22 protein-coding genes, 3 tRNA genes and 1 pseudogene are annotated in these 22495 nt (G+C 57.3%); 13 read left to right on the top strand and 13 right to left on the bottom strand.

The window, feature by feature from the left end; translation table 11 throughout:
- Positions 1 to 85 precede the first annotated feature (85 nt).
- The 8 genes from LG203_RS06370 to LG203_RS06335 all read left to right on the top strand — a co-directional run bounded on the left by LG203_RS06370 (position 86) and on the right by LG203_RS06335 (position 6418).
- Complete coding sequence (locus LG203_RS06370) at positions 86 to 1087, top strand: cation diffusion facilitator family transporter (protein WP_230344985.1); 1002 nt, start codon at positions 86 to 88, stop codon at positions 1085 to 1087.
- A 72-nt stretch (positions 1088 to 1159) separates the two neighbouring features.
- Entirely contained in the window at positions 1160 to 1342 is a 183-nt protein-coding gene (locus LG203_RS06365) for a tautomerase family protein (RefSeq protein WP_230344984.1), read from the top strand.
- A 126-nt stretch (positions 1343 to 1468) separates the two neighbouring features.
- Positions 1469 to 3271: an excinuclease ABC subunit UvrC gene (gene uvrC, locus LG203_RS06360; protein WP_230344983.1), complete on the top strand. Its 1803-nt coding sequence runs from the start codon at positions 1469 to 1471 to the stop codon at positions 3269 to 3271.
- 44 nt (positions 3272 to 3315) lie between these two features.
- Entirely contained in the window at positions 3316 to 3885 is a 570-nt protein-coding gene (gene pgsA, locus LG203_RS06355; protein ID WP_013441840.1) for a CDP-diacylglycerol--glycerol-3-phosphate 3-phosphatidyltransferase, read from the top strand.
- Positions 3886 to 3942: 57 nt separating this feature from the next.
- Positions 3943 to 4018 (top strand) — tRNA-Gly (locus tag LG203_RS06350).
- A 69-nt stretch (positions 4019 to 4087) separates the two neighbouring features.
- Positions 4088 to 4161: transfer RNA gene (locus tag LG203_RS06345), tRNA-Cys, on the top strand.
- Positions 4162 to 4167: 6 nt separating this feature from the next.
- Positions 4168 to 4243: transfer RNA gene (locus tag LG203_RS06340), tRNA-Gly, on the top strand.
- A 225-nt stretch (positions 4244 to 4468) separates the two neighbouring features.
- Positions 4469 to 6418 carry a tyrosine-type recombinase/integrase gene (locus tag LG203_RS06335; protein ID WP_456085639.1) on the top strand — a complete coding sequence of 650 codons (1950 nt, stop codon included), beginning with the start codon at positions 4469 to 4471 and terminating at the stop codon, positions 6416 to 6418.
- A gap of 140 nt (positions 6419 to 6558) precedes the next feature.
- Here the strand turns inward: LG203_RS06335 and LG203_RS06330 are convergent, their stop codons facing one another.
- Positions 6559 to 6840, bottom strand: a complete 282-nt coding sequence (locus LG203_RS06330; protein WP_230344982.1) for a hypothetical protein — start codon at positions 6838 to 6840, stop codon at positions 6559 to 6561.
- Positions 6841 to 6939: 99 nt separating this feature from the next.
- On the opposite strand from LG203_RS06330, the gene LG203_RS06325 reads away from it, so the two are divergent.
- Entirely contained in the window at positions 6940 to 7827 is an 888-nt protein-coding gene (locus tag LG203_RS06325; protein WP_230344981.1) for a LysR family transcriptional regulator, read from the top strand.
- A 175-nt stretch (positions 7828 to 8002) separates the two neighbouring features.
- Here LG203_RS06325 and LG203_RS06320 read toward each other — a convergent pair whose 3' ends face one another.
- From LG203_RS06320 to LG203_RS06300, 5 genes are all read right to left on the bottom strand, one after another.
- The gene (locus tag LG203_RS06320) at positions 8003 to 8995 is read right to left on the bottom strand and encodes an aldo/keto reductase (RefSeq protein ID WP_230344980.1); all 993 of its coding nucleotides are present in this window, start codon (positions 8993 to 8995) and stop codon (positions 8003 to 8005) included.
- 81 nt (positions 8996 to 9076) lie between these two features.
- Entirely contained in the window at positions 9077 to 9757 is a 681-nt protein-coding gene (locus tag LG203_RS06315; protein WP_230344979.1) for a dienelactone hydrolase family protein, read from the bottom strand.
- Between the two features lie 69 nt (positions 9758 to 9826).
- A complete protein-coding gene (locus LG203_RS06310) occupies positions 9827 to 10240 on the bottom strand; it encodes a nuclear transport factor 2 family protein (protein WP_230344978.1) in 414 nt (137 codons plus the stop codon).
- Positions 10241 to 10288: 48 nt separating this feature from the next.
- Positions 10289 to 11038 carry an SDR family NAD(P)-dependent oxidoreductase gene (locus LG203_RS06305; RefSeq protein WP_230344977.1) on the bottom strand — a complete coding sequence of 250 codons (750 nt, stop codon included), beginning with the start codon at positions 11036 to 11038 and terminating at the stop codon, positions 10289 to 10291.
- A 43-nt stretch (positions 11039 to 11081) separates the two neighbouring features.
- Positions 11082 to 12143: an aldo/keto reductase gene (locus LG203_RS06300; RefSeq protein WP_230344976.1), complete on the bottom strand. Its 1062-nt coding sequence runs from the start codon at positions 12141 to 12143 to the stop codon at positions 11082 to 11084.
- Between the two features lie 154 nt (positions 12144 to 12297).
- Here LG203_RS06300 and LG203_RS06295 point away from each other — a divergent pair.
- Positions 12298 to 12514, top strand: a pseudogene (locus LG203_RS06295) (IS3 family transposase); the annotation flags it as partial.
- 103 nt (positions 12515 to 12617) lie between these two features.
- Here the strand turns inward: LG203_RS06295 and LG203_RS06290 are convergent.
- The 6 genes from LG203_RS06290 to LG203_RS06265 form a co-directional block, all read right to left on the bottom strand.
- Complete coding sequence (locus LG203_RS06290) at positions 12618 to 13508, bottom strand: LysR family transcriptional regulator (RefSeq protein ID WP_230344975.1); 891 nt, start codon at positions 13506 to 13508, stop codon at positions 12618 to 12620.
- 118 nt (positions 13509 to 13626) lie between these two features.
- A complete protein-coding gene (locus tag LG203_RS06285; protein ID WP_230344974.1) occupies positions 13627 to 13965 on the bottom strand; it encodes an SDR family oxidoreductase in 339 nt (112 codons plus the stop codon).
- A gap of 87 nt (positions 13966 to 14052) precedes the next feature.
- Positions 14053 to 15108 (bottom strand): aldo/keto reductase, encoded by a 1056-nt coding sequence (locus LG203_RS06280; protein WP_230344973.1) that lies wholly within the window; start codon positions 15106 to 15108, stop codon positions 14053 to 14055.
- A 54-nt stretch (positions 15109 to 15162) separates the two neighbouring features.
- Complete coding sequence (locus tag LG203_RS06275; RefSeq protein ID WP_230344972.1) at positions 15163 to 15423, bottom strand: DUF6506 family protein; 261 nt, start codon at positions 15421 to 15423, stop codon at positions 15163 to 15165.
- A 26-nt stretch (positions 15424 to 15449) separates the two neighbouring features.
- On the bottom strand, positions 15450 to 16043 hold the full coding sequence (locus LG203_RS06270; protein ID WP_230344971.1) for a flavin reductase family protein: 594 nt from the start codon (positions 16041 to 16043) through the stop codon (positions 15450 to 15452).
- Positions 16021 to 16674, bottom strand: coding sequence for an NAD(P)H-dependent oxidoreductase (locus tag LG203_RS06265; protein ID WP_230344970.1), 654 nt, complete (start codon positions 16672 to 16674; stop codon positions 16021 to 16023). The genes LG203_RS06270 and LG203_RS06265 overlap by 23 nt, the downstream gene beginning before the upstream one ends.
- 424 nt (positions 16675 to 17098) lie before the next feature.
- Between LG203_RS06265 and LG203_RS06260 the strand changes: the two genes are divergently transcribed.
- The 3 genes from LG203_RS06260 (at position 17099) to LG203_RS06250 (ending at position 21292) form a co-directional block, all read left to right on the top strand.
- The gene (locus LG203_RS06260) at positions 17099 to 17947 is read left to right on the top strand and encodes an SDR family NAD(P)-dependent oxidoreductase (protein ID WP_230344969.1); all 849 of its coding nucleotides are present in this window, start codon (positions 17099 to 17101) and stop codon (positions 17945 to 17947) included.
- Positions 17948 to 18175: 228 nt separating this feature from the next.
- Positions 18176 to 19675 (top strand): aldehyde dehydrogenase family protein, encoded by a 1500-nt coding sequence (locus tag LG203_RS06255; protein ID WP_230344968.1) that lies wholly within the window; start codon positions 18176 to 18178, stop codon positions 19673 to 19675.
- A 435-nt stretch (positions 19676 to 20110) separates the two neighbouring features.
- Complete coding sequence (locus tag LG203_RS06250; protein ID WP_230344967.1) at positions 20111 to 21292, top strand: NAD(P)H-dependent flavin oxidoreductase; 1182 nt, start codon at positions 20111 to 20113, stop codon at positions 21290 to 21292.
- A gap of 165 nt (positions 21293 to 21457) precedes the next feature.
- Here LG203_RS06250 and LG203_RS06245 read toward each other — a convergent pair whose 3' ends face one another.
- Positions 21458 to 22378 carry a LysR family transcriptional regulator gene (locus tag LG203_RS06245; RefSeq protein WP_230344966.1) on the bottom strand — a complete coding sequence of 307 codons (921 nt, stop codon included), beginning with the start codon at positions 22376 to 22378 and terminating at the stop codon, positions 21458 to 21460.
- Positions 22379 to 22495: the final 117 nt, after the last annotated feature.

The following is a 22495-nucleotide window of genomic DNA, read 5'->3' as shown; positions in this document are numbered from 1 at the left end:
CAACCTGCCTTACGGCTGGCGTCAGCCATGCCAGGGGCTTTTTGTTATTGGATTTGCCATATCAGGCTGTTAGCATAGCAACTCTATGAAACACGACCATCACACCCACGCACACCAAGCTCCTGGACATGATCACGAGGGACATGGCCATCATGACCATGCGCATGGTTCAGATCACCATCATGGACACGCCCATTCCCACGCAGGTAACAGTCTCAAATGGCCCTTGTTGCTGACCCTGGCATTTGCCTGTATCGAGGCGGTGGGCGGCTGGTACTCCGGTTCACTGGCCCTGATGGGCGATGCCGGGCACATGTTTTCTGACTCTGCTGCGCTCGGCCTGGCCTGGCTTGGCACCTGGATTGCGTCCAAACCTGCCTCACAAAAGCATAGTTATGGTCTGATGCGTGCCGAAATCATTGTGGCCTTCGTGAACTGCCTGGTGATGCTGGCGGTTGTGGGGGCCATCGTTCTCGAGGCGATCCAGCGCCTGCAGAACCCGCAGCAAGTGCATAGTCTCGAAGTCATGGCCATCGCCTTTGTCGGTCTGCTGGTCAACCTGCTGGTGGCAAGGCAATTGCATCAACATCAGGATAACGTGAACCATAAAGCCGCGCTGCTGCATGTGTTGGGCGATATGCTGGGCTCAGTGGCGGCGCTCGCGGCAGGTGCCGTGATCTACTTCACCGGCTGGATGATGATTGATCCGGTTTTGTCGCTGCTGATCTCAGCCCTGATTCTGTTCTCCACTTTCCGATTGTTGCGCGAAGTGCTGCATGTGCTGATGGAAGGCGTGCCTTCGCATATATCAATTCAGGAAGTGACGCGCGCCCTGCATGGTGTGCCGGAAGTGCAAGAGGTGCACAGCGTGCATATCTGGTCGCTGTCTTCCGAGGTGAGTGCCTTGTCGGCACACATTGTCCTGAATGATATGGAGCAATGGCATGAAGTCTTGAATGCGATACGCACCTTACTGCATGACCGTTTTGATATCGAGCATGTCACCTTGCAGCCCGAAACAGTGGCAGCGCTCAATGCGGGCAAGGTGGGTTGCTGGCTGACCAAAAAGGCCGGGCAGCCAGCCTGAGCTGTCATTGGCCATGGACGGGAGGGCTTCCTCCTGTCACCGCGAATCTTCAACACGCAACAGGAGGATAAAATGCCTTATATCAATATCAAGCATGCCGGCCCACTGAGCCGCGAGCAAAAAGCAAAAATTGCCGAAGAAGTGACCAAGACCATGGAGCGCGTGGCGAACAAGCCTGCCAGTTATACCTACATCACGTTTGATGAAGTGGAATATGAAGACTGGGCAATCGCCGGGAAACTGCTCGACGCGTAATCGCCCGGCACACACTGCCAGCGGTGAGCGCTGCCCCATATAAGGGGCGTGACGCCTGCCGCTGGTGACCATGCGGGCTCAACTGTCTCTGCTTAACCCATCCAGGCTGGCCCTTACCTGAACCCTATGTTTGACCCTAAACCCATACTGAAAAACCTGCCGAATCTGCCGGGCGTATATCGCATGATCAACGCCGAGGATGCGGTGATCTATGTGGGCAAGGCGCGCGACCTTAAAAAGCGCGTGTCGTCCTATTTTCAGAAGAATCTGCCCAGCCCGCGCACGCGCATGATGGTGTCTCAAATCGAGCGCATCGAAACTACCGTCACCCGCTCCGAGGCGGAGGCCTTGCTGCTTGAGAACAATCTCATCAAGAGCTTCATGCCGCGTTACAACGTGCTGTTTCGCGATGACAAGTCCTATCCCTATATCACCCTGACTGGCGATGCGTTCCCGCGCCTGGCTTTTCATCGGGGCACGCAGCGCAAGGGCAACAGCTATTTTGGCCCTTTTCCCAATGCGGTGGCGGTGCGCGAGAGCATACAGTTGCTGCAAAAAGTCTTCCGCCTGCGCACCTGTGAAAATACGGTGTTCGCCAATCGCTCGCGCCCCTGTCTGCAATACCAGATTCAGCGCTGCACCGCGCCCTGCGTTAACTTTATTTCGGAAGAGGATTATCGGCGCGATGTCAGTCATGCCACCCTGTTTTTGCAAGGGCGTGAACAGCAGGTGATGGATGAGCTCAGCCACAAGATGATGCAGGCGGCCGAGGAGCAGGAATACGAGATGGCGGCTGTTTACCGTGACCGCATGCAAAGCCTGCGGCAGGTGCAGGCCAAGCAGTTCGTCAGCGACTTTACCATCAGCGATGCCGATGTGATTGCCTGCGCCGAGCTGCATGGTCAGCTATGTGTCAATCTGGTGATGATACGTGGCGGTCGCCATCTGGGGGACAAGAGTCATTTCCCCAAGAACGCTGAAGGCGCGGATGCCCGCATGACGGCTGAAGCTTTCCTGGAACAGCATTACATGCCGCAGAATACGCCGCCCCTGATTATCGTCGGGGTCGAAGGCATGGAGACGGCAGAGCTGGAAGAAGTGTTGAGCGAACAGGCCGGGCGAAAGGTCAAGATCAATACCAACCCCATCGGCGACAAACGCGTGTGGCTGAAGATGGCGCAAACCAATGCCGAACTTGCCCTGGAGCAGCGCAGTGCTGCCAATGCCAATCAGCAGGCGCGTCTGGTGGCCCTGCGCGAGGCCCTGGATTTGCCAGAAACGACGGAACGTATTGAGTGTTTTGATATCAGCCATACCATGGGGGAGGCCACCGTCGCTTCCTGTGTCGTGTTTGATCGTGGCGCCATGCAGAATTCAGAATACCGCCGCTACAATATTACGGGCATCACCCCGGGCGACGATTACGCCGCCATGCGCGATGCCCTGACGCGCCGCTATAAAAAGGTCGCGGCAGGCGAGGGGCTGCTGCCGGATCTGGTGTTTATTGATGGCGGCAAAGGGCAGCTTGGGGTTGCGGTGGAAGTCATGCATGAAGTAGGCTTGCCGGACATCCAGCTGGTGGGCATTGCCAAAGGCGAGGAGCGCAAGCCGGGCCTTGAGCAAATGTTCTTCCCTGATCGCGATACTCCCGTCGGGTTGCGCAATGATCACCCGGGTTTGCATCTGCTGCAGCAGATACGCGATGAAGCGCACCGCTTTGCCATTACCGGCCACCGTGCGCGTCGAGGTAAAGCCCGCATGCATTCAAGTCTGGAAGACATCACAGGCATTGGTGCCAAGCGGCGCCAGCGCCTGCTGACCCGGTTTGGCGGGCTGGATGGCGTCAAGAATGCCAGTGCCGATGAGCTGGCGCAGGTGGAAGGCATCAGCCCGGCGCTGGCGCAAAAAATATACGACGAATTACATTAACAATAACAACGCATTATCTGACCAGAAAAAAGGCGACCCCATTCATGCATTGGAACATACCCAATACGCTTACCGTGACACGCATCCTGATGATTCCGATTTTTGTCGGCATCTTCTATATGCCGGTCAGCGTGATCCCGGCACATTGGGTGAACTTCAGTGCTGCCGTGCTGTTTGCGCTGGCAGCGCTGACCGACTGGTTTGATGGCTACCTCGCCCGCAAGCTCAACCAGACCTCGGCCTTCGGCGCATTTCTGGATCCGGTAGCCGACAAGCTGATGGTGGCCGCCGCGCTGGTAGTGCTGGTGGATTTTGAGCGCGTGGGGGCGGTGATCGCCTTTATCATCATTGGCCGTGAAATCGCCATCAGCGCATTGCGTGAATGGATGGCGGGCATGGGCGAAGGCAGCAGTGTGGCTGTGGCGCAAATCGGCAAGTTCAAGACCACGGTGCAGATGGCGGCCATCCTGTTTTTGCTTTATCACGACCCAATCGCCGGGCTGGACATCCAACTCGTCGGCACGGTGCTGGTGTGGATCGCGGCATTTTTGACATTGCTGTCAATGGCTTACTATTTGAAGGCGGCCTGGCCCCGCATGAAAGAGAGAAAATAAGGCGTGGCGGGTGTTGACACAACCCCGAAAATCCTTAAAATGGCGCCTTCTTTCGATGCGGGAATAGCTCAGTTGGTAGAGCGCAACCTTGCCAAGGTTGAGGTCGCGAGTTCGAGACTCGTTTCCCGCTCCAGATTAAAAAAAGGGAAAGCAGCGCATGTATGCTTTCCCTTTTTTGCTCCGGATTGAACTCCGGCGCGATGGCGCGATAGCAAAGCGGTTATGCCGCGGCCTGCAAAGCCGTTTAGGCCGGTTCGACTCCGGCTCGCGCCTCCAGTACATGCGGGAATAGCTCAGTTGGTAGAGCGCAACCTTGCCAAGGTTGAGGTCGCGAGTTCGAGACTCGTTTCCCGCTCCAAATTATGATCTACAGACTTCCACTGGGGTCTGTAAGTCGTTGAAAAGAGGAGCTTCGGCTCCTTTTTTCATTCCAGCAAAAGCCACTGGAATCCACTGACAGCCAGCGTTTTTGAGGCCAAAAACAAGGCCAAAGAATGCGGGTGGTGTCGGTTCCGGGTTGTTGCTGGGGTTGGATCGGGATGACCAGCAGCATCGGGCCTAAGTCCAAGACTTAGGAGCTTCGATGATGGCACTCTCTGATCTGACTGTGCGGCAAGCCAAGGCCGCTGACAAAACCTACAACCTCCCCGATACCGATGGCCTCGGCCTGGTGGTCGCCCCTACCGGCGGCAAATCGTGGCACCTGCGCTACTACTGGCTCGGCAAGCAAAAGCGCATCTCTCTGGGCAACTATCCCGAGATCGGCCTGCGTGAAGCGCGCACCTTGCGCGATGAGGCCCGTGCACTCCTGGCCAAGGGCGTCAACCCTCACACCGACCGCAAGCAGAAGCGCCATGCCGTGAAGTTGGCGGCCGACTACACGTTCAAGGCGGTCTTCGATGCCTGGGTCGAGCATCGGCGCAAGGAACTCAAGGAAGGCCGTCAAAGCACCCTCTCGCAGATTCTTCGGATTTTCGGCAAGGACGTGCTGCCCACCCTCGGGAAGATGTCGATCTACGACATTCGCCGGCCCCAGCTTCTGGGCGTTCTGGCAAGAATCGAGGAACGCAAGGCCTTCACCACGGCAGAAAAGGTCCGTACTTGGTTGAGTCAGTTGTTCCGCTATGCTCTCGTGATCGTCGAGGGGCTGGAAGCCAATCCGGCTTCCGACCTGGATGTGGTGGCAGAGCCCAAGCCCCCGGTGACCCACAACCCGTACCTGCATCTGTCCGCGCTGCCCGAATTTCTCCAGAAACTCCGGCTCTACAACCCGCGTGGCTGGCAGACCCAGCTTGGTATCCGGCTGCTGTTCCTGACCGGGGTACGAACCGGCGAACTGCGGCTGGCGACCCCAGATCAGTTCGACCTGGGCCGCGGCCTGTGGATCATCCCGCCGCAGATCGTCAAGCAGCTTCAGGACGAGATGCGCAAGGCCGGCAAGCGTCCGCAGGACGTGCCGCCCTACATCGTGCCGCTATCCCTCCAGGCCATCGAGATCGTGCGTTACCTCCTGGGGGTGATGCGGCCGGCCCAGCGCCATCTGCTGGCGCACCGCAGCGAACTCAAGAAACGCATCAGCGAGAACACCCTGAATGCCGCCTTGAAGCGGATGGGCTACGAGGACCAACTGACTGGCCACGGCATTCGCGGGACCATTTCGACGGCGCTCAACGAGATCGGCTACCCCAAGATTTGGGTGGATGCGCAGCTTTCTCACTCCGACCCCAACAAGGTGAGTTCAGCATACAACCACGCCAAGTACGTGGAACCGCGCCGTCGGATGATGCAGGACTGGGCCGATCGCCTCGACTTGCTCGAACAAGGCGAAGTGGAGGCTGCGAGCGCGCACCTGACCATCCGTATCGACGGAGTCCCGGCGATGGCGGAAGTGGAGGAATCGGCGGAGGCAGCCCCCACGGTGGTCGAGCCAACTGCCCCCGACGTCCCGCCCGTGGGCGCCACGCCCATTGTCGTGACCCCGAATAGCGGCGGGATGACGTTCCAGCGACTGTCGCAGGTGCCGCCGCTTCCGACGCATGCCCCGGAACCGGAAGTCTCCGCGATCCAACGCGAGCGCGAGGAAATGCTGGCCATCTACGAGTCACCGAACAATCTGCCGGTCCCGCTGTTCGGGAAGCTAGCCGGGAAGTCTAAGGACCAGATCAACCGCGAACTGAAGGCGGGCAAGCTGCTTTCCATCAGCCTGGGTAACCGGGGGCAGCGAGTTCCCGACTGGCAACTGGTGCCGCTCAAGCACAGGCTGGCGCAGGTACTCATTAACCAGTGCCCGCATGCGGACTCATGGGATCTGTATCGAATGCTGACCCAGCCGCACTCTGACCTGGGTGATCGCGCGCCCATTGATGTGGTCACGCCGACTAACGTGCCTGCGATCATTCGGGTCATCATGGGCGACTACTACCAGCGCCATGTGGATGTGCCCGAGACCGTTGCCCTGGGCCCCATCCCCGAGAATGTGCGGCAGAGCGTCCGTCGGCTGGTGGATGGCGCAGTGGTGTTTGAGGGGGCGTAACCCCTGTACTTCAACTTATGGCCGGGGTGATGGCTCCGGCCATAGGGGGGCACGTCCTGGCAACTTGCAGCGCTCTGCTCACCAACTGCTCCGAAGCTGATTCAGCTTGTGCGCGAGGTCGTTGCAAATACGTCCAGATTTCATAGGGGGCATCGGCGAGCGGTCGCATGGTGATCCCCCGCCCATGGGCACGCTTGATGCGTGATCGCGGACACCCCGACGCCATATCCGGCTGCGACCCATGGTGCCATCATCTCGAAAGAAGTCACCCGCTGGATGTTCTCCTGATCCTCCGGCATGAGATAGCTCAGGTTCTCAACCAGCGGTGGGCAAATCTCTGCTTGCCAGCAGCGATAGAACGGGTATTCCTGGAGATCGGGTATGGTGAGCTTCGCCTGGTCGAATATCCGCATGGCCGCCATGATTAATGATGGACGGGTCAATGAGCGATTAATGAAATGTGAAAAGGAAGATTGAATTAAAAGATAATGAAGTTCTCATCCCGAAGAATCGAAGACCGTATGGACTGGAATGATCTAAGGTATTTCCTCTGCGTCGCCCGTCACGGCAGTCTGACTCAGGCGGCCGGGGACCTGAATGTGAGCCAATCCACGGTCAGCCGCCGTATAGGAGAGCTCGAGGCTAGCCTCGGAAGCAACCTCTTCGTCCGGAGTCAGACCGGTTACTTCCTGACCGATGAGGGCCGTGAGGTTTTGAAGCATGCCGAACAGGTTGAAGACCGCGTCATGGCGCTTGAGCGCGGCGTAGCAGGGCTGGACAGGACGCCTGTGGGAACAGTCAGGCTAGCGACGTCGGAGAATCTTGCAACGGACCTCATCATTCCTGCCATGCCTTCCTTCAGGAAGCGATATCCTGGTATTTGCCTTGAACTCATCACGAGCACTGTCACCGCAGAACTCAGTCGGCGAGAGGCCGACATCGCCCTACGGGTGATCCGGCCTGCTCGCGGAAATCTGAAGATCCGACGGGTGGGTCATATGACCTACTCGGTCTACGGTAGCCGAGCATATCTCGAGGAAAATCCTGCGGTGCCGGGCCAGCCGCTGGACGGGCGCCAATTCATCGCCTGGGATGAAAGCCATGCGCATCTGCCCGCCGCCACCTGGCTCGCCCGGGAGCATCCCGGATATAGAGCCGCGCTGGTCACGAGCAGCCTGCCGGCGCAGATTGCGGCGGTTCGAGCTGGCCTCGGGCTGGCCGTCATTCCCGACTTCCTCGCGGTAGGCGACGACTTCGTGCGTGTTGTCCCATCGGATCAGGTATTCAGCAATGAGTTGTGGCTGGTGACTCACGCGGACCTCGTTGCATCGGCGCGGATACGCGTCGTTGGCGATTTCCTTGCCGAACAAGTGGTAAATGCCAATCCCGATCTCACTCGTGATCGTTAGCGGTGATCGAAAGCTGTTGGGTTCGCGCCGGTGCGCACCCCCTCGCGCCTCGTTCATGTCCGCGAGGCCGCTATATGCAACACGGCAACATGCGAATTTTCCTGGGCCGGGCAAGGGACCTAATGAGCGTCAGGAGGCCGCGCAAGACCGCCCCTTGACGCTGAACCCGTAACCCCTAGCGTTTCACCGTAGCCATCCCAGCCGCAGCGTAACGCGGCCCAGCGGTTGCGCCGACAGGCGCGGCAGAAGACAGCGCGGCAAGATCGATCGCGCTCAGCTCGACGCCCGGCGCTTTTGCACTGTCGCGCATGGTTTCGAGTCGCTTCACGCCCGGAATTGGAACGATGTTTTCACCTTGAGCGAGCAGCCAGGCGAGCGCGATCTGAGCGTTGGAGACCCCATGGGCGGCCGCAATCGAGGAAATTGCTTCGACGATCGCCATGTTCTTGGGGAAGTTCTCCGGTGACCAGCGTGGATCGTTGCGCCGCCAATCATTGGCTGGCAAATCGTCCAGGCTTCGGATATCACCGGTCAGGAATCCACGGCCAAGCGGACTATAGGGAATGAAGCCGATTCCGAGCTCGCGGCAGATCGGCAGAATTTCTGCCTCCACATCGCGCTCCCAGATTGAGTATTCGGTCTGGAGTGCTGCGATCGGATGGACTTTTGCCGCCCGGCGGATCGTGTCGGGCGCGGCCTCGCTGAGTCCGATGTAGCGGACCTTTCCCTCCTTCACGAGCTCGGCCATCCCGCCGATTGTCTCCTCGATCGGCACATTGGGATCGACACGATGTTGGTAAAAAAGGTCAATCGTGTCGATGCCCAGCCGTTTCAAAGACCCTTCGCAGGCGCGCCGTGCGTTCTCGGGGCTTCCATCGATGCCGGTCGGCCTATTGCCGTCCCAGCGCATGGCGAACTTGGTCGCGATGACAAGCCCATTTCGTCGTCCCTTGATAGCACGACCGACAAGCTCTTCGTTTGTGAATGGTCCATACATTTCGGCGGTGTCGAACAAGGTGATTCCGAGATCGATCGCTTCGTGGATCGTGCGCTCGGCAACGCCTAAATCAACCTTTCCGTAGGTGATATTGCCGTCCTGGATCATCGGCATACAACCGATGCCAATGGCCGACACCTCGAGACCCTGACCAAGATTGCGGTATTTCATGAAGAGCTCCTGATAATTGTCGGAAGGTCATGCGTTGCCCGCAGGTTCTTCCAAGCGATGAATGAAGCCGCTGGATTGCGATCAACTGCTGCTCACGTTTTTCTCGAAGAGATCGAGCGTTCTCTGACGTGCCAGTTTCACGTCGGCGGGATCGGCATCCGGTCCCTCATTATTGAAGCCATGGCCCGAGTTTACGTAGATGTAGACGGGGAGATCGGGATGCGCCGCTTTCACCGCCGCCTCGCTCTCGGTGGCAGGGATGTAAGGGTCCTTGCCGCCGAAGTGGCAGATGATCGGACAAGACGGTTGCAACGTAGCTGATGCGGCCACGCCAGCGCCGTAGTAGCTTGAGGCAGCTGTCAGTCCTGTCGTGCGCGCCGCTGCGCGCCACGTGATCGTTCCTCCGTAGCAATAGCCGACGAGATACACCGGCCCCTTGTCTTTCAAGGCATCGATGCAGGCCTGGACGTCTGAGATCGGATTGTCCTCGCCGTTCTCACCTGCGTATTTGAGGCCAACCTGTAGTCCTTCGGCATCGTGCGTTGCAACGAAGCCGCGCTCTTGACGATCGAACATGGAGGGTGCGATCACCTCGAAGCCGAGTGCGGCCCAACGGGCGACGTCACGTTGCACCGCTGTATCGATCCCGAAGACCTCCTGGATGACGATGACCCCGCCACGGCGCGTCCCTTCCGGCTGAGCGTGCAGGGCGGTAAATTCAAAACCGTCGATCCTGGAGGTAAGCGTGATGGTCCTTGTCATAGGGGCCTCTTAGTATTTCGTTGATTGATTTTGTCCGCGAGACTCAGACTTTTGCGTACAGGCGGCCTTTTAGTCATGCTGGAACGAGCGCCAGAGAGCGTAGGAGTCCTCAATGAAGTTGTATGCGCTGACCTTGCCGTCTCTCACCGAGCAAATTGCGGCGAAGTCGCTTCCGAACTCCTTGCCCGTGCTCAGGATGCGGTGTTTGAAGTGTCCAGTCATGACAACCTGATCGCCGTTCTCGAAGGTTCGTTCGATCTGGAAGTCGAGCGGCTGGAAGTTGACCGGAAACAATGCCATCCACGCGCGAACCTCCTCTTTGCCGTACCGTACGCCGATCGTCGGCACGTCGGGGGCACCCTGCACCTTCCAGACGACGTCATCGGTCAGGCACTCGAGGGTTTTATCAACGTCCTTCTTGAAAAAGGTGTCGAGGTAGTGTTTGACGACCTGTCCGGGCGTCATGTCGGTTGTCGTTGCCATCTCAACTCTCCTTGCCGCCCCTCAGGCAGGCAAACGTGAATGTTCTGATTAGCGGTGTCCGCCAGCGAGCACCATGAATTCGCCCGTGGTCCAACTCGATTCGTCGGAGGCCAGGTAGACGACGGCGGGCGCGATATCATCGGGTACGCCGAGCCGGCGTAGCGGCGTCTTGGCTGTGGTCTCGCGACCGAATTCCGACTCCAAGAACCCGCCTGCCTGAACGCCCTCGGTTGCGACCACGCCCGGTTTGATCGCATTCACGCGTATCTTGAGTGGCGCGAGCTCGTTCGACAATGCACGGGTGAGCCCGTCGATCGCGCCCTTCGTCGCAGAGTAGACCGACGCGTTTTCCGGTCCGAAGAGCGTGACGGTGGAGCTCATATTGATGATGCTGCCGCCTATCGGCATGTATTTGACCGCTTCCTTGATGGCTAGCATGTAGCCGAAAACGTTCAGCTCGAAGTGCTTGCGGAAAAAGTCGAGCGTGAGGGTCTCGATGGGCTGGAAGTCATAGACTCCGGCATTGTTTACGAGCACATCGACGCGGCCATAAGCCTGGTTCGCCTGCGCGAAGAGCTGCTCGACTTCGGCTGGGTCACTCATGTTCGCCTTGATGGCAATGGCATTGCCGCCGGCTTTGACGATCTCGTTCACGACATCATCGGCTGCGCCTTTGCTGCTTGCATAATTCACCACCACCGATGCACCTTCGGCTCCAAAGCGTTTCGCGATGGCGGCGCCCAGGCCCTTCGAAGCGCCGGTGATAACGGCGACCTTTTCTTGCAGTCGATGACTCATGATCGTTCTCCTATTGGAATAGCAGTTATATCGCCGCTGACGGTTAGGAAGCGGACGACACCTTGCCGCCCCACAGATCGACTGGGCCGAGGCGATCTGCGCCTTGCGTGGCGAGCATCCAGCCTGGATATTCCGCGGGCAGTTCGCTGACTGCGTCGAGCTGGCGGATTTCTTCTTCGCTGAGTGCAATGTCCACTGCCGCGATGTTGTCTTCGAGCTGGCTCAGACGCTTGGCACCGACCAGCACCGACGTCACGATCGGCTTCGAAAGCAGCCACGCCAGTGCAATCCGAGCTGGGCTGCAAGCATGTGCTTCGGCGATGGGACGCATCACATCGATCACGTCCCAGGCGCGCTCTTTATTGACGATCGGGAAGTCGAATTCCGAGCGGCGCGAACCTTCCGGCGATTGGTTTTCTCGGTTGAATTTTCCGGACAACAGACCTCCGGCCAAGGGGCTCCAGACGAGCAAGCCCATCTTTTCCGCTTCGAGCAATGGACCCAATTCACGTTCGAGATCACGGCCCGCGATTGAGTAGTAGGCCTGCAGCGTGTTAAATCGTGCGAGGTTCAGGCGGGCCGAAATCCCGAGTGCGGTCGCGATACGCCATGCCTGCCAATTTGACACGCCGATGTAGCGGACCTTGCCATGGCGGATCAGATCGTCCAGCGCGCGCAACGTCTCTTCTGTCGGGGTCAGCGTATCGGTGGCATGGATCTGATAGAGGTCGATGTGATCGGTCTGCAGCCGCTTGAGGCTCGCCTCGACAGCATCCATGATGTGGCCGCGCGACGCGCCGACATCGTTTCGACCATCACCCATGCGGCTATACACCTTGGTGGCCAGCACATAGTCTTTGCGCGCGATGCCGAGGTTCTTGAACGATTGGCCGAGTGTGCTTTCGCTCTCGCCACCGGAATAGACATCGGCTGTATCGAAGAAATTGATGCCAGCCTCGATACTCGCCTTAACGAGTTCATCGGCACCAGCCTGATCGACATTGCCAATATGCTTGTAGACGCCGCTGCCGCCACTGAAGGTCATCGTGCCCAGGCAAAGCTGCGATACGAGCAATCCGGTATCACCTAGTGTCTTGTATTTCATTTTGCTCTCCTTAAGAGGACTTCGAAGTGAATGCTGTGGACCTACCATCGTCCGTCGGGCTCTGGCTTGACGACAGTTTGTTCTTTCTTAAAATGAAAATGAAGACACATTTTCGCTAATTTATTTTCTATTTTTAGAAAACAATCGCGTGGCGCTACATGCCAAGATTGACCAGTTGACGCTGGAAAATGATTTTTAGAGGGCGCGCTCACCAAGGCGCGCTTGCTGAGCGCAAAGCGATGATCGACCGTACGCACCCGCTGCCGGTATCGAGGCAAGCGAAGCTTGTCGGCATTGCCAGATCGAGCGCGTATTATCGGGCTCAACCTGTCAGCCAGACCGATCAGTTGCTAATGCAGCGCATCGACGAGCACGTGCCCACGCTTCCCCCCCCCATACTGAAAATTTCTACGGCGCTAAGGATAATCGCGGCTTAACTGATGATGCCGGAAGGTGTCGGCCTGCGGGGTTTCGTCAGCCAACCGAAGAGTCGCGTAGGCGGACGATAAACCGCTCCAGCGAAGCCGATAAATTGCTGTTGTCGGGCCGAAGCAGATAGGTGGTAATCACTGCGGAATCCATTGCCAGGGGGCGGATCACCACATCCGGCCGTTGGGAGACCGGAATCTTGGCCTTCGTCATGAAGCCGACACCATAGCCTGCACCGACCAAGGTGAGCATCATGTCCAGCGAGGATACTTCCTCCACGACGTTCAGCTTGTGCTCCACCGTCTGCAAGATGCGTCCCAGCTCGCGGCAATAGCCCTCGCATGCGTGCGGATCGCACAAGACAAGTGGATGCCCTCCGAGTTTGTGGAGTGGAACCGCCTTGTGGGCGAGCAATGCGTGCCGGGCTGGCACGGCGATCACCAACGGATCTTGCCAGATGGGTTCGGCAACAATGCCCTCACCCACATCAGCAGTGTGCGCGAACCCGATCATGAAATCACCCGACCGCAGACCGCGCAACTGCTCGGACAGCGGCAGTTCGGAGAGGCGGATCTCGATCTCAGGTTCCTCTGCGCGGCAACGAGCGAGAAACGATGACAGCCGAGGATCGATAGCTCCGTCGGACACCACGATGCGCAAGCTGCCTCGCAAGCCGGAGCCAACGGCCTTGGCATTCTCTCGTGCTTGGTCCAACACAGTGAACAGACGGCGAACATCCTTCAAAAAGATGGCACCCGCTGCGGTCAACGCAGTGCCACGGCGGTTTCGGTCGAAAAGCACCGCCCCCAGTTCGTCCTCAAGCTCCTTGATGGCACGGGATAGAGGTGGTTGCTCGATGTGCAGGCGCTCTGCGGCATGCGTGAAATGCAATTCCTCGGCGAGGACTACGAAGTAGCGAAGATGTCGTAGCTCCAAAGGCCGCCCTCCTGGCTCAATCCGTCAAACACCGTTTCGTCCCTTATCGAGAAGCGTAGCTGCAGCCCACCAAGGCCGAGCCATCGGTGGTCGAATGCTCGACTTGGTACCGCGTACTTCAAAGGGTGTAGCCGCCGTCAGCTAGGAAGTCCGCAGCGGTCACAAAGGAGCTTTCGTCCGAGATCAGGTACCTCGCCAGTGACGCGATGTCCCCCGGGCACCCCAGGCGGTTGAAGACAGCGTCGATCACTCGCTCCCAATCCGACGCGGAGGAAACATCGTGGCGGACCAAAATTTCATGGCCGCCAAATGCTTCGGCTGCCGATGTGCCGTTGACCTCGTCGAGGTCAGTGAAGACGACGTACGCACCCGACTGCGCGAGCAGATCGGCTTCCGCTCGTCCGATGCCGTTGGCTGCGCCAGTAGCAATAGTGGTCTTGCCTTGTATAGAGGTCATGATTGGGATTTCCTTGCTGCAGCCGTGTCCGAACCGCAGGCGACTCGGACACGGCAGAAGACTTAGGCGAGATGCTCGTTACCGGTCTCAGGAAGTGCTAGCTGCCGACCACAGATCGACCGTGCCTAGCCTGTCGGCACCCTGGGTATTCAACATCCAGCCCGGGTACTCAGGCGGAAGTGCGCTGACTTCGTCGAGCTGGCGCAATTCATCCTCGGTCAGGATCAGGTCGATAGCTGCGAGGTTGTCCTGGAGTTGGTCCAGGCGCTTGGCCCCCATGATCACCGAGGTGACGACTGGCCGGGACAGCAGCCACGCCAAGGCGACGCGCGCCGGGCTGCAACCGTGGGCCTGTGCGATAGGCAGCAGAACGTCGATGATGTTCCAGGCGCGATCTCGGTTGACGATCGGGAAGTCGAACTCGGAGCGACGCGAATCACCAGGCTTCTGATTGTCGCGAGTGAATTTGCCCGAGAGCAGGCCGCCTGCAAGCGGGCTCCATACCAGCAGGCCCATCTTTTCCGCTTCCAGCAGCGGGCCGAGCTCCCGTTCGAGGTCTCGACCGGCCAGCGAATAGTAAGCCTGCAACGTTTCGAAGCGCGCCAGATTCCGATGCTCGGAGGTTCCCAGCGAACGAGCGATCTTCCAGGCTTGCCAGTTCGAGACGCCGACGTAGCGGACTTTGCCTTGTCGGACCAGGTCATCAAGGGCGCGCAGCGTTTCCTCCACCGGCGTCACCGTGTCGTTGGCGTGAATCTGGTACAGGTCGATATGATCGGTCTGCAGGCGCTTCAGGCTCGCCTCCACGGCATCCATGATGTGCCCACGCGACGCGCCCACGTCGTTGCGGCCTTCTCCCATGCGACTGTACACCTTGGTCGCGAGAACGAAATCCTTGCGCGCGATGCCAAGATTTTTGAAGGCCTGGCCCAGCATCTGTTCGCTGGCGCCGTCGGAGTAGACATCGGCGGTATCGAAGAAGTTGACGCCTGCGTCCAGTGCAGCCTTGACCAGATCGTCGGCGTCTTTCTGTCCCGCGGCGCCGATGTGCTTGTAGATCCCGCTACCGTCACCGAACGTCATGGTGCCGAGACACAGTTGGGAAACGAGAAGGCCGGTGTTGCCTAGAGTCTTGTATTTCATGATGGATCTCCAATAGGAATGAAGTGAAAAAAGCTGCCCGTAGGGCGGGATCTCTTACGGGTACGTCACGCGCCCGATCTCGCAGTCGGGGAAACGGCGACGCAGCTTTGTCGCCTCCTGCGCCGAGAAGCCGCCGCAAAGTTCGACAACCTGCGTACCTGCACCGGCAAGGTCTTCGATGGCAGCCAGCGCTTCGTCAAAGTCCTCCACACCGATGAATTTTGCGTCGAACGCAGGCGATTTCATGTGTGCTTTGTGCGTGTTCCGGCGGTAGCCGGGTGCCTTGATGATGAAGGCGTACTTGGTATGGTCCATATCCGAAACTCCAAAGGTGTACGCATTTACAGGTCAACTTGGAATTGCTTCCAAAGCGTCATGCGGTCTCGCAAATCGAAGCGCTCCCCGTCGGCAGTGAACGTGCCGTCGCCGTGGTGGTGCAAGAAGCGGCGTTCCTTGCGCGAATCGTTGGACCAGGCAGCAACAGCTTCGAGGATGAAAAGCTGATACTTGTCGACCAGTGTGTCGTCGTGCACGACACACTCGATGTTATAGAGGCAGTCGCTCAATAGCGGAGCTTTGACCTTCGCAGCTTTGGAGGTGGCCAAGCCGAAGTGTTCGAACTTGTCCACTTCCGCGCCACTGCAGTTTCCGACGTCAACGACAGTGCGCGCCAGGTCAGCACCGGGCACTGCGAGAACGCATTCGCCGGTCGCGCGGAGCGCGGTGAAGCTGTGATCCCAGGGGCCGACGACGCATCCGATCAACGGTGGCGCGTGCTGAACCATCATGTGGAAACCCATGGTCATGATGTTGGAGCGTGCGCCATCGTTTGTGCAGACCATGACGATGGGGCCAGATTCAAGTATCCGGTAGGTCTTTGACGCTTCAAGCCGGCGCATCGTGGTCCCCCGCTCAGGCAGTTGCTGCTTGCGCATGCCATGCCGCCGTCTCTTCTCCGCCGTCCGCTGCAGGGATCGGGAAGAGCTGCGCCAGGTGTTCGCGAAGCCGCACGATGTCCTCGGCCACATGCGGGTCCTTGATGACGTTGAAAGACGAGAAGGAAGGGAGAACCTCTGCGCCGCAGAACCGGTAGTTGGCGGTGTTGGCGACCATGACGTCGTCGACGGACTTTCCCTCGAAGAGGTACTGGCCTTTGTCGTCAAAAGCCGCGCGCGGGGCATTCCAGGTCAAGGACAGCATGTACTTCTTGCCCTGCATCAAGCCGCCAGTGCCGTACTGTTTGGAGGGATCGCCTAGGACACGCCCATCGTTCACGATCAGAACTTTCTGCAGTAGTCCTGCCGTAAATATCTCGTCGGCATACTTCTTGTAGATCCAAGGGGCGCCAAACCAATGGATTGGGGTCTGCAGGATGATTACGTCCGCCCATAGATGCTTTTCGACTTCTTCTTGTACGACGTAGCCCTGCTCGATATTCGTCGTTCGGACCTCGTAGCCCCTGCGCTCCAACTCCTCCTGGATTACGCTGGCCATCGTCTTATTGAGCTCTCCCTTGGAGAATCCTTCATACAACTGAAATGCATTAATAACTAAGGCGTGTTTCATATCAATCCTCGATAGATGTGGTAGTCGAACCGGAGCGTGCGCTGGAGAGGTATCGCCATTAGTCGCCCAAGTGGACTCGACATGTGGTGTCTCCAACCTCAGTAGCTGCGTTTACTATCGGGTAAAGCAGCGAAGTTGGGCTGTCTGTTCTTCCACAGTTAGTGCATAAAAATCCGAATTTTGACCCGGCAGATAGGTCGATGCGAACAAGTCAGTGAAGACTATCGTCTGCTACGAGCGTCAGGTGCGGCCCCAGGGAAGATTCGGACTTTTATGCATCATTAATCCCTGATCGTGCACATCGGTGGATATGGTGGAGAAGATAATCAATCAACCCACGCCGCAAGTGCGGCCAGCAGCGACACTGCCGCACGATGACCATTGCGGCTTGCATCGCTTTTATCCATCCACTTAGAGGATCATCATGAGTAAGAACGAGAAAACATGGCTTGTCACCGGTGCTTCAAAGGGCATCGGTCTGGCGCTAGTGCGCGAGCTTCTGAAAAGCGGTGCCAACGTGGTCGCTACGTCGCGTACATTGGCTTCGCTCGTCGATCTGATTGGGCCTGCGTCCGATACGTTTTTGCCCGTACAAGTCGATCTCGTCGATGAGCGCAGCGTGCAGGCCTGTGTCGCTCAAGCCATCGCTCAATTCGGGCGAATCGATGTGATTGTCAACAACGCAGGCTATGGTCTGCAGGGCACCATAGAGGGGACATCCGACGAAGAACTGCGTCGCAACTTTGAAGTGAACCTCTTTGCACCAGCACATGTCCTCCGCCACGTGCTACCTCATATGCGTCAGCAGCGCAGTGGACACGTCTTCAATGTCGGTTCGATTGCCGGCTTTCAGGGCGGGTATGCAGGATGGGGAATCTACGCGGCTACCAAATTCGCACTTGCAGGACTGACGGAAGCTCTCGCGGCCGAAGTCGCGGAATTCGGTATCAAGGCAACCTTGGTCTATCCGGGGCCTGTTCGTACCGAGTTCCTGTCGTCCGGTTCGCTGGTAGTCGCACAGCACAGCATCCGGGAATACACCGCCGCACAAACATTGCTCGACGTGCATCTGGATGAAATGGCCGGAAAGCAAGCGGGCGACCCGAACAAGCTCGCTTCTTTGATCATCCAAGCCGCAGGTGCGGCTGAGCCTCCCCTGCATCTGTTCGCGGGAAAGATTGCAAACGATCTTGCATTCCAGAAATTGGCAGCAGTGGAAAAAGATCTAACGGCCTGGCGCGAAGTATCTGACGCAACTGACTTCCCTGATTAAGTGGGGTGCATACGAGGGGCGGGCAGGCCTATTGGCGAGTCAAAGGGAAATATTCCCATCCCCAAGACCGCTGAAGATGCGGCGATATCTCTAGCGCCAACCCATCTCCAATGGCGCGTTGCGCCATCAGTCTTGTCATCTAGGTCCTTCCCTCGGTTTGAGTTGTGCCAGATGCTATCCCCGACCTTGCCGCACCCATTGGCTGCTTCTTAACCGGAGAAAAACATCATGTCTCATGTCGAATTTTCCGCTGCGGCGACCGCACCGCGGCGCTATGAAGGGTTTGCGGATCAGTACATCTCAGGCCATTGGCGGACGGGAAGGCTTGGCACTGTGCGGATGGATACCGATCCTTATACAGGCGAGACCTTGGTTGAAATCCCAAACGCCAACGCCAGCGATCTGGACGAGGCCTATCGCGCAGCAGAGCAGGCTCAACGTCAATGGGGTACCGCAGCGCCGCACGAGCGGGCACGAGTCCTGACCCGTGCTGCGGACATCATGATTTCCCGACATGAAGAAATCGTGGATTGGCTTATCAGCGAGGCGGGCAGCACCCGAACCAAGGCTGAAATGGAGTGGCAGGTCTCTGTTGGAATCACCCAAGAAGCTGCGACCTTCCCATACAGGACCGAGGGACGTCTGTTGCCCATTGATGCGCCTAGCAAAGAGAGTCGCGCGTATCGTCAGCCTCTCGGCGTGGTGGGAGTGATCAGCCCGTGGAACTTTCCTCTCTATCTAACCCAGCGGTCAGTGGCGCCGGCGTTGGCTCTGGGAAACGCTGTTGTTGTGAAGCCTGCCGAATATACCCCTGTCACTGGGGCTTTGCTGCTGGCGAAGATCTTTGAGGAAGCAGGATTACCTGGCGGCCTGCTCAACGTCGTCATTGGTCCATCCGAAGAGATTGGAGATGCTTTTACTTTGCATCCCGTACCCAGAATGATCTCGTTTACTGGCTCGACGCGGGTTGGCAGGCGGGTCGGGTCTCTCGCTATGACTGGGCCACGGATAAAGCGCGTTGCGCTTGAGCTAGGCGGTAACGCGCCGCTCGTTGTGCTTGATGATGCCGACTTGGAGCATGCTGTTCGTAGCGCTGTCGTCGGGCGATTCTTGCATCAGGGTCAGATATGCATGAGCTCGAACCGAATCATTGTCGACGCGAGGGTGCATGATGAATTCGTGGAGCAATTTGTCGAGCACGTCAGGACGCTCAAATATGGCGACCCGCGCGACCCGGCTGTGGCGATTGGGCCCGTAATTAGCCAAAAGCAGCTCACCGCACATCTCGCCATGCTGAAGCTCGCCCAAGATACCGGCGCTAAGCAGCTACTGGGAGGAGATGCTCAAGGTCTGGTGCTGCCACCCCATGTATTCGTCGATGTCAATAACGACTCCCCCTTTGCTCAAAGTGAAATGTTCGGCCCAATCGCGCCGATTATCAAAGTTTCCGGTGATGAGGAAGCTTTGCGCGTCGCCAACGAGACGGAATTCGGATTATCGTCCGCAGTGTTCACCCAAGACCAAGATCGAGGAGTCCGGTTCGCGCTGGGCGTCGAAGCAGGAATGACGCACATCAACGATCATAGTGTTGACGATTCACGCTCAGGCCCCTTTGGCGGCGAAAAGAACAGCGGTCTTGGGCGCTTCGGTGGTGAGTGGATTCTCCATGAACTAACAAGAGACCACTGGGTCACGATCCAGCACAACAAGGGAACTTACCCGTTCTGACAAGTGATTCGGCCTATAGGAACTTCCTGAAGTCCGCTAGCAGACCTGATGTATAGATGGCGGCAACCACGGATAGATTCACAGGGTGCTGTCGTTATCGAACCCGCCGCAACTCCTCGCGGCGGGTTTTTTTTCACACAGTTTCCGCAGACACACGTGTGCTTTTGACCAACTACGCCAGCTTATGCGGATTGTAGACCGCGTACCGCAGCGTGAGCGCCAGCGCGTTGTGGGCCAGCGGTCATCCCCCGCCCGCACTTTCCAGACTTACTGATACGGCACGAAGGCCGTCCCATCCGGGCAGGTGTGCGGAATGGTGGTCGCGCGGGTTGCCATATTTGAGCGTGCCGACGTGCTGGCCACTTCTCGGCAGAGATTCTCCTATCTAGATTTTATTTCGTCATAAATGACTTACTAAAGACGCATCGGAGCCGCTTGCACCTCAAGCATGTTCAGTCGAAAGAAGAAAGTATCGTCTTGAATATCGAGAAGCCGCTTGTTAAGAAAATCAATAACAGTGTTTTATCCGACGGGCTAATTTTTTCCGTCTCCACTTGGCGTAGCCTCTCGTTCAAGGATCATCGATTATCCGAAGCGCCCAATTTTTTGCTTTTACTGAATCTACACTGGAACGTCGCCATGCATATCAATCGCATCTGTAAAATTCTCGGAATCGAAAAGCCTGTTATTCAGGCTCCTCTCTCTTGGTTGACTGACGCGCGTCTAGTCGCGGCTGTTGGCAATGCCGGTGGCCTGGGAGTCCTCGGCCCCAACGCAGGACTAACTGCCGAGACCGCAGTATCGACTCCGGAGGAGACCGCCGAAAAGATGCGCGACGAAATCAGAAAGACAAAAGCGCTCACAGATAAGCCGTTTGGCGTTAACTTGATCCCGATGGCGGAGAACGACATTTGGACTCCGCATATCCTGAAAGTGATGAAGGAAGAGGGTGTCAAAGCGACCCTATACACCGGCTACGGTGAAGGAGCGGTAATTCCCAAATTGTTTGACGAATTAAAGGAGGCTGGGATCAAAATCATCTACCGCGACCTTAATCCTACGCCGGAAAACACTCGACTCGCCGAGAATGCTGGTGCTGATATTATTGTTGCTACTGGTTTTGACGAAGGTGGTACTCTGCCTGGCACGGCCCTTGGCACCTTCTCTATTGTTCCACTGATCGTCGATGCGGCAAGAGATGTACCCGTCTTGGCCGCCGGTGGGATCTCCGACAAGCGCACGGCTCGGGCAGCGCACGCCTTGGGTGCCAGTGGAGTTTCCGTGGGTTCCGCGTTTATTAGCACCGTGGAAAGCCGCGTTCCTCAATCTGTAAAGGACAAGATTGTCTCTTCCAACGGGCTTGATTTGCTTCTCTTCCGCACAATGCCTGATTACTACCGATCCCTGCCCGGAAAACTGGCGCATAAATTAGTAGAGTTGGATAAAGCGGGCGCCAGCAACGAAGATCTTGGCAAGCTGATGGGCGGGCTGCGTGGTTTGCGAATTGGTATGCTGGAAGGCAATACTGACGACGGCTATATTTCGCTCGGAACAGGTATTGGAAACATTCGTCGCATCAAGACTGTTGCCGAAGTGGTGGATGAGCTAGCCATATAACTCATCCGCCTCTTAGGGTGAATTGTCTGATCTGACGTTCCTCATTACTGGAATTGCGAAATTCAGCTTTCGCTGCCAATTTTCACCCCGTCTCCCCGCGCACTCGCTAGGAGGCGGGGCAAAGGGGCTTGGGAAGTTAAGACAAGTCTAAGGATGCCAGAGCGGCTAAGTTTGGCTTTCTATCCAAATATCGTCGATGCTCACAAATCTCTCCACTAACCAGTTGAAGAAAATTTGAAGGTGAGGTGCTAAATAGCTTCGTGTCGGATAAATGAGCGATATCGGCCGGGGCGCTGGTTTAATATCATCAAGAATCGCAATGAGAGCCCCGCTGGCAAGATGTTCATCAACGGCGATGCCGGGGGCTTGAATGATGCCGAACCCAGCCAAACCACATCGAATATACGCTTTCGATTCGTTGGCGCTTATGCTTCCGCGGCCGGTATAGGTACGATCTTCTCCGTTAATGCTGAAGTGCCATGGCAACGGGCGGTTGCTCATACCAGACACGAAACTTACGCTTCGATGGCTCGGAAGATCCTCGATTGAACTAGGGCTTCCGAACTCCGCAAAATAGCTTGGCGACGCGCAAGTCACCATTACCGCGTTGCCGATCCTCCGCGCCACCATGCTGGAATCGCGTAGCTCGCCAATCCTCAATGCACAGTCCACCCCTTCAGAAATCAAATCGACCGCACGATCGGTCACGCCAAGGATAAGCTCAATCCCAGGGTGAAGCCTGTGGAATTGCATCAATAGATCCATGAATTTTTGTTGTGCGAGCGCGGCAGAAATATTCAAGCGTACCCTGCCCGCAGGCGGTGCTCCGGAAGTACCGAACATCGTCGAAATCTCTGATACGCTCCGAAGAATCTCTTCGGCTCGTTCGTAAAAACTCTCTCCCTCCTGGGTGAGGCTGACCTTTCTTGTCGTTCTTTGGAAAAGTCGGACGCCGAGCTTCGTTTCAAGTTCTTGAATGGCAACCGTCACTTGAGGGCGACCAATTTCCATCGCATCGGAGACCTTCGTGAAACTTCCGAGCTCTGCCAATTTCGAGAACACACGCATTAATTGAATAAATTCCATCCGTCTCTCGCTTTTTTTCTAGAACGAAACAAGGTGATCTGCGGCACCCGATTCCATTAGATTGCTTGAACTGGCCCATCTCGCGGTATCGACCCCTGCATTTGCCGATCGAATCCG

The organism is Methylovorus mays (assembly GCF_020531915.1).
In the GTDB taxonomy this organism is placed as follows: Bacteria; Pseudomonadota; Gammaproteobacteria; order Burkholderiales; family Methylophilaceae; genus Methylovorus; species Methylovorus mays.
The sequence above is the reverse complement of the archived record's forward strand: the minus strand, read 5'-3'. Positions and strand labels throughout refer to the sequence as shown.

Coding starts and splice junctions, on each gene's coding strand:
- LG203_RS06370 (WP_230344985.1), top strand. CDS start 86: ATGAAACACGACCATCACACCCACGCACACCAAGCTCCTGGACATGAT.
- LG203_RS06365 (WP_230344984.1), top strand. CDS start 1,160: ATGCCTTATATCAATATCAAGCATGCCGGCCCACTGAGCCGCGAGCAA.
- uvrC (WP_230344983.1), top strand. CDS start 1,469: ATGTTTGACCCTAAACCCATACTGAAAAACCTGCCGAATCTGCCGGGC.
- pgsA (WP_013441840.1), top strand. CDS start 3,316: ATGCATTGGAACATACCCAATACGCTTACCGTGACACGCATCCTGATG.
- LG203_RS06335 (WP_456085639.1), top strand. CDS start 4,469: ATGATGGCACTCTCTGATCTGACTGTGCGGCAAGCCAAGGCCGCTGAC.
- LG203_RS06330 (WP_230344982.1), bottom strand. CDS start 6,840: ATGGCGGCCATGCGGATATTCGACCAGGCGAAGCTCACCATACCCGAT.
- LG203_RS06325 (WP_230344981.1), top strand. CDS start 6,940: ATGGACTGGAATGATCTAAGGTATTTCCTCTGCGTCGCCCGTCACGGC.
- LG203_RS06320 (WP_230344980.1), bottom strand. CDS start 8,995: ATGAAATACCGCAATCTTGGTCAGGGTCTCGAGGTGTCGGCCATTGGC.
- LG203_RS06315 (WP_230344979.1), bottom strand. CDS start 9,757: ATGACAAGGACCATCACGCTTACCTCCAGGATCGACGGTTTTGAATTT.
- LG203_RS06310 (WP_230344978.1), bottom strand. CDS start 10,240: ATGGCAACGACAACCGACATGACGCCCGGACAGGTCGTCAAACACTAC.
- LG203_RS06305 (WP_230344977.1), bottom strand. CDS start 11,038: ATGAGTCATCGACTGCAAGAAAAGGTCGCCGTTATCACCGGCGCTTCG.
- LG203_RS06300 (WP_230344976.1), bottom strand. CDS start 12,143: ATGAAATACAAGACACTAGGTGATACCGGATTGCTCGTATCGCAGCTT.
- LG203_RS06285 (WP_230344974.1), bottom strand. CDS start 13,965: ATGACCTCTATACAAGGCAAGACCACTATTGCTACTGGCGCAGCCAAC.
- LG203_RS06280 (WP_230344973.1), bottom strand. CDS start 15,108: ATGAAATACAAGACTCTAGGCAACACCGGCCTTCTCGTTTCCCAACTG.
- LG203_RS06275 (WP_230344972.1), bottom strand. CDS start 15,423: ATGGACCATACCAAGTACGCCTTCATCATCAAGGCACCCGGCTACCGC.
- LG203_RS06270 (WP_230344971.1), bottom strand. CDS start 16,043: ATGCGCAAGCAGCAACTGCCTGAGCGGGGGACCACGATGCGCCGGCTT.
- LG203_RS06265 (WP_230344970.1), bottom strand. CDS start 16,674: ATGAAACACGCCTTAGTTATTAATGCATTTCAGTTGTATGAAGGATTC.
- LG203_RS06260 (WP_230344969.1), top strand. CDS start 17,099: ATGAGTAAGAACGAGAAAACATGGCTTGTCACCGGTGCTTCAAAGGGC.
- LG203_RS06255 (WP_230344968.1), top strand. CDS start 18,176: ATGTCTCATGTCGAATTTTCCGCTGCGGCGACCGCACCGCGGCGCTAT.
- LG203_RS06245 (WP_230344966.1), bottom strand. CDS start 22,378: ATGGAATTTATTCAATTAATGCGTGTGTTCTCGAAATTGGCAGAGCTC.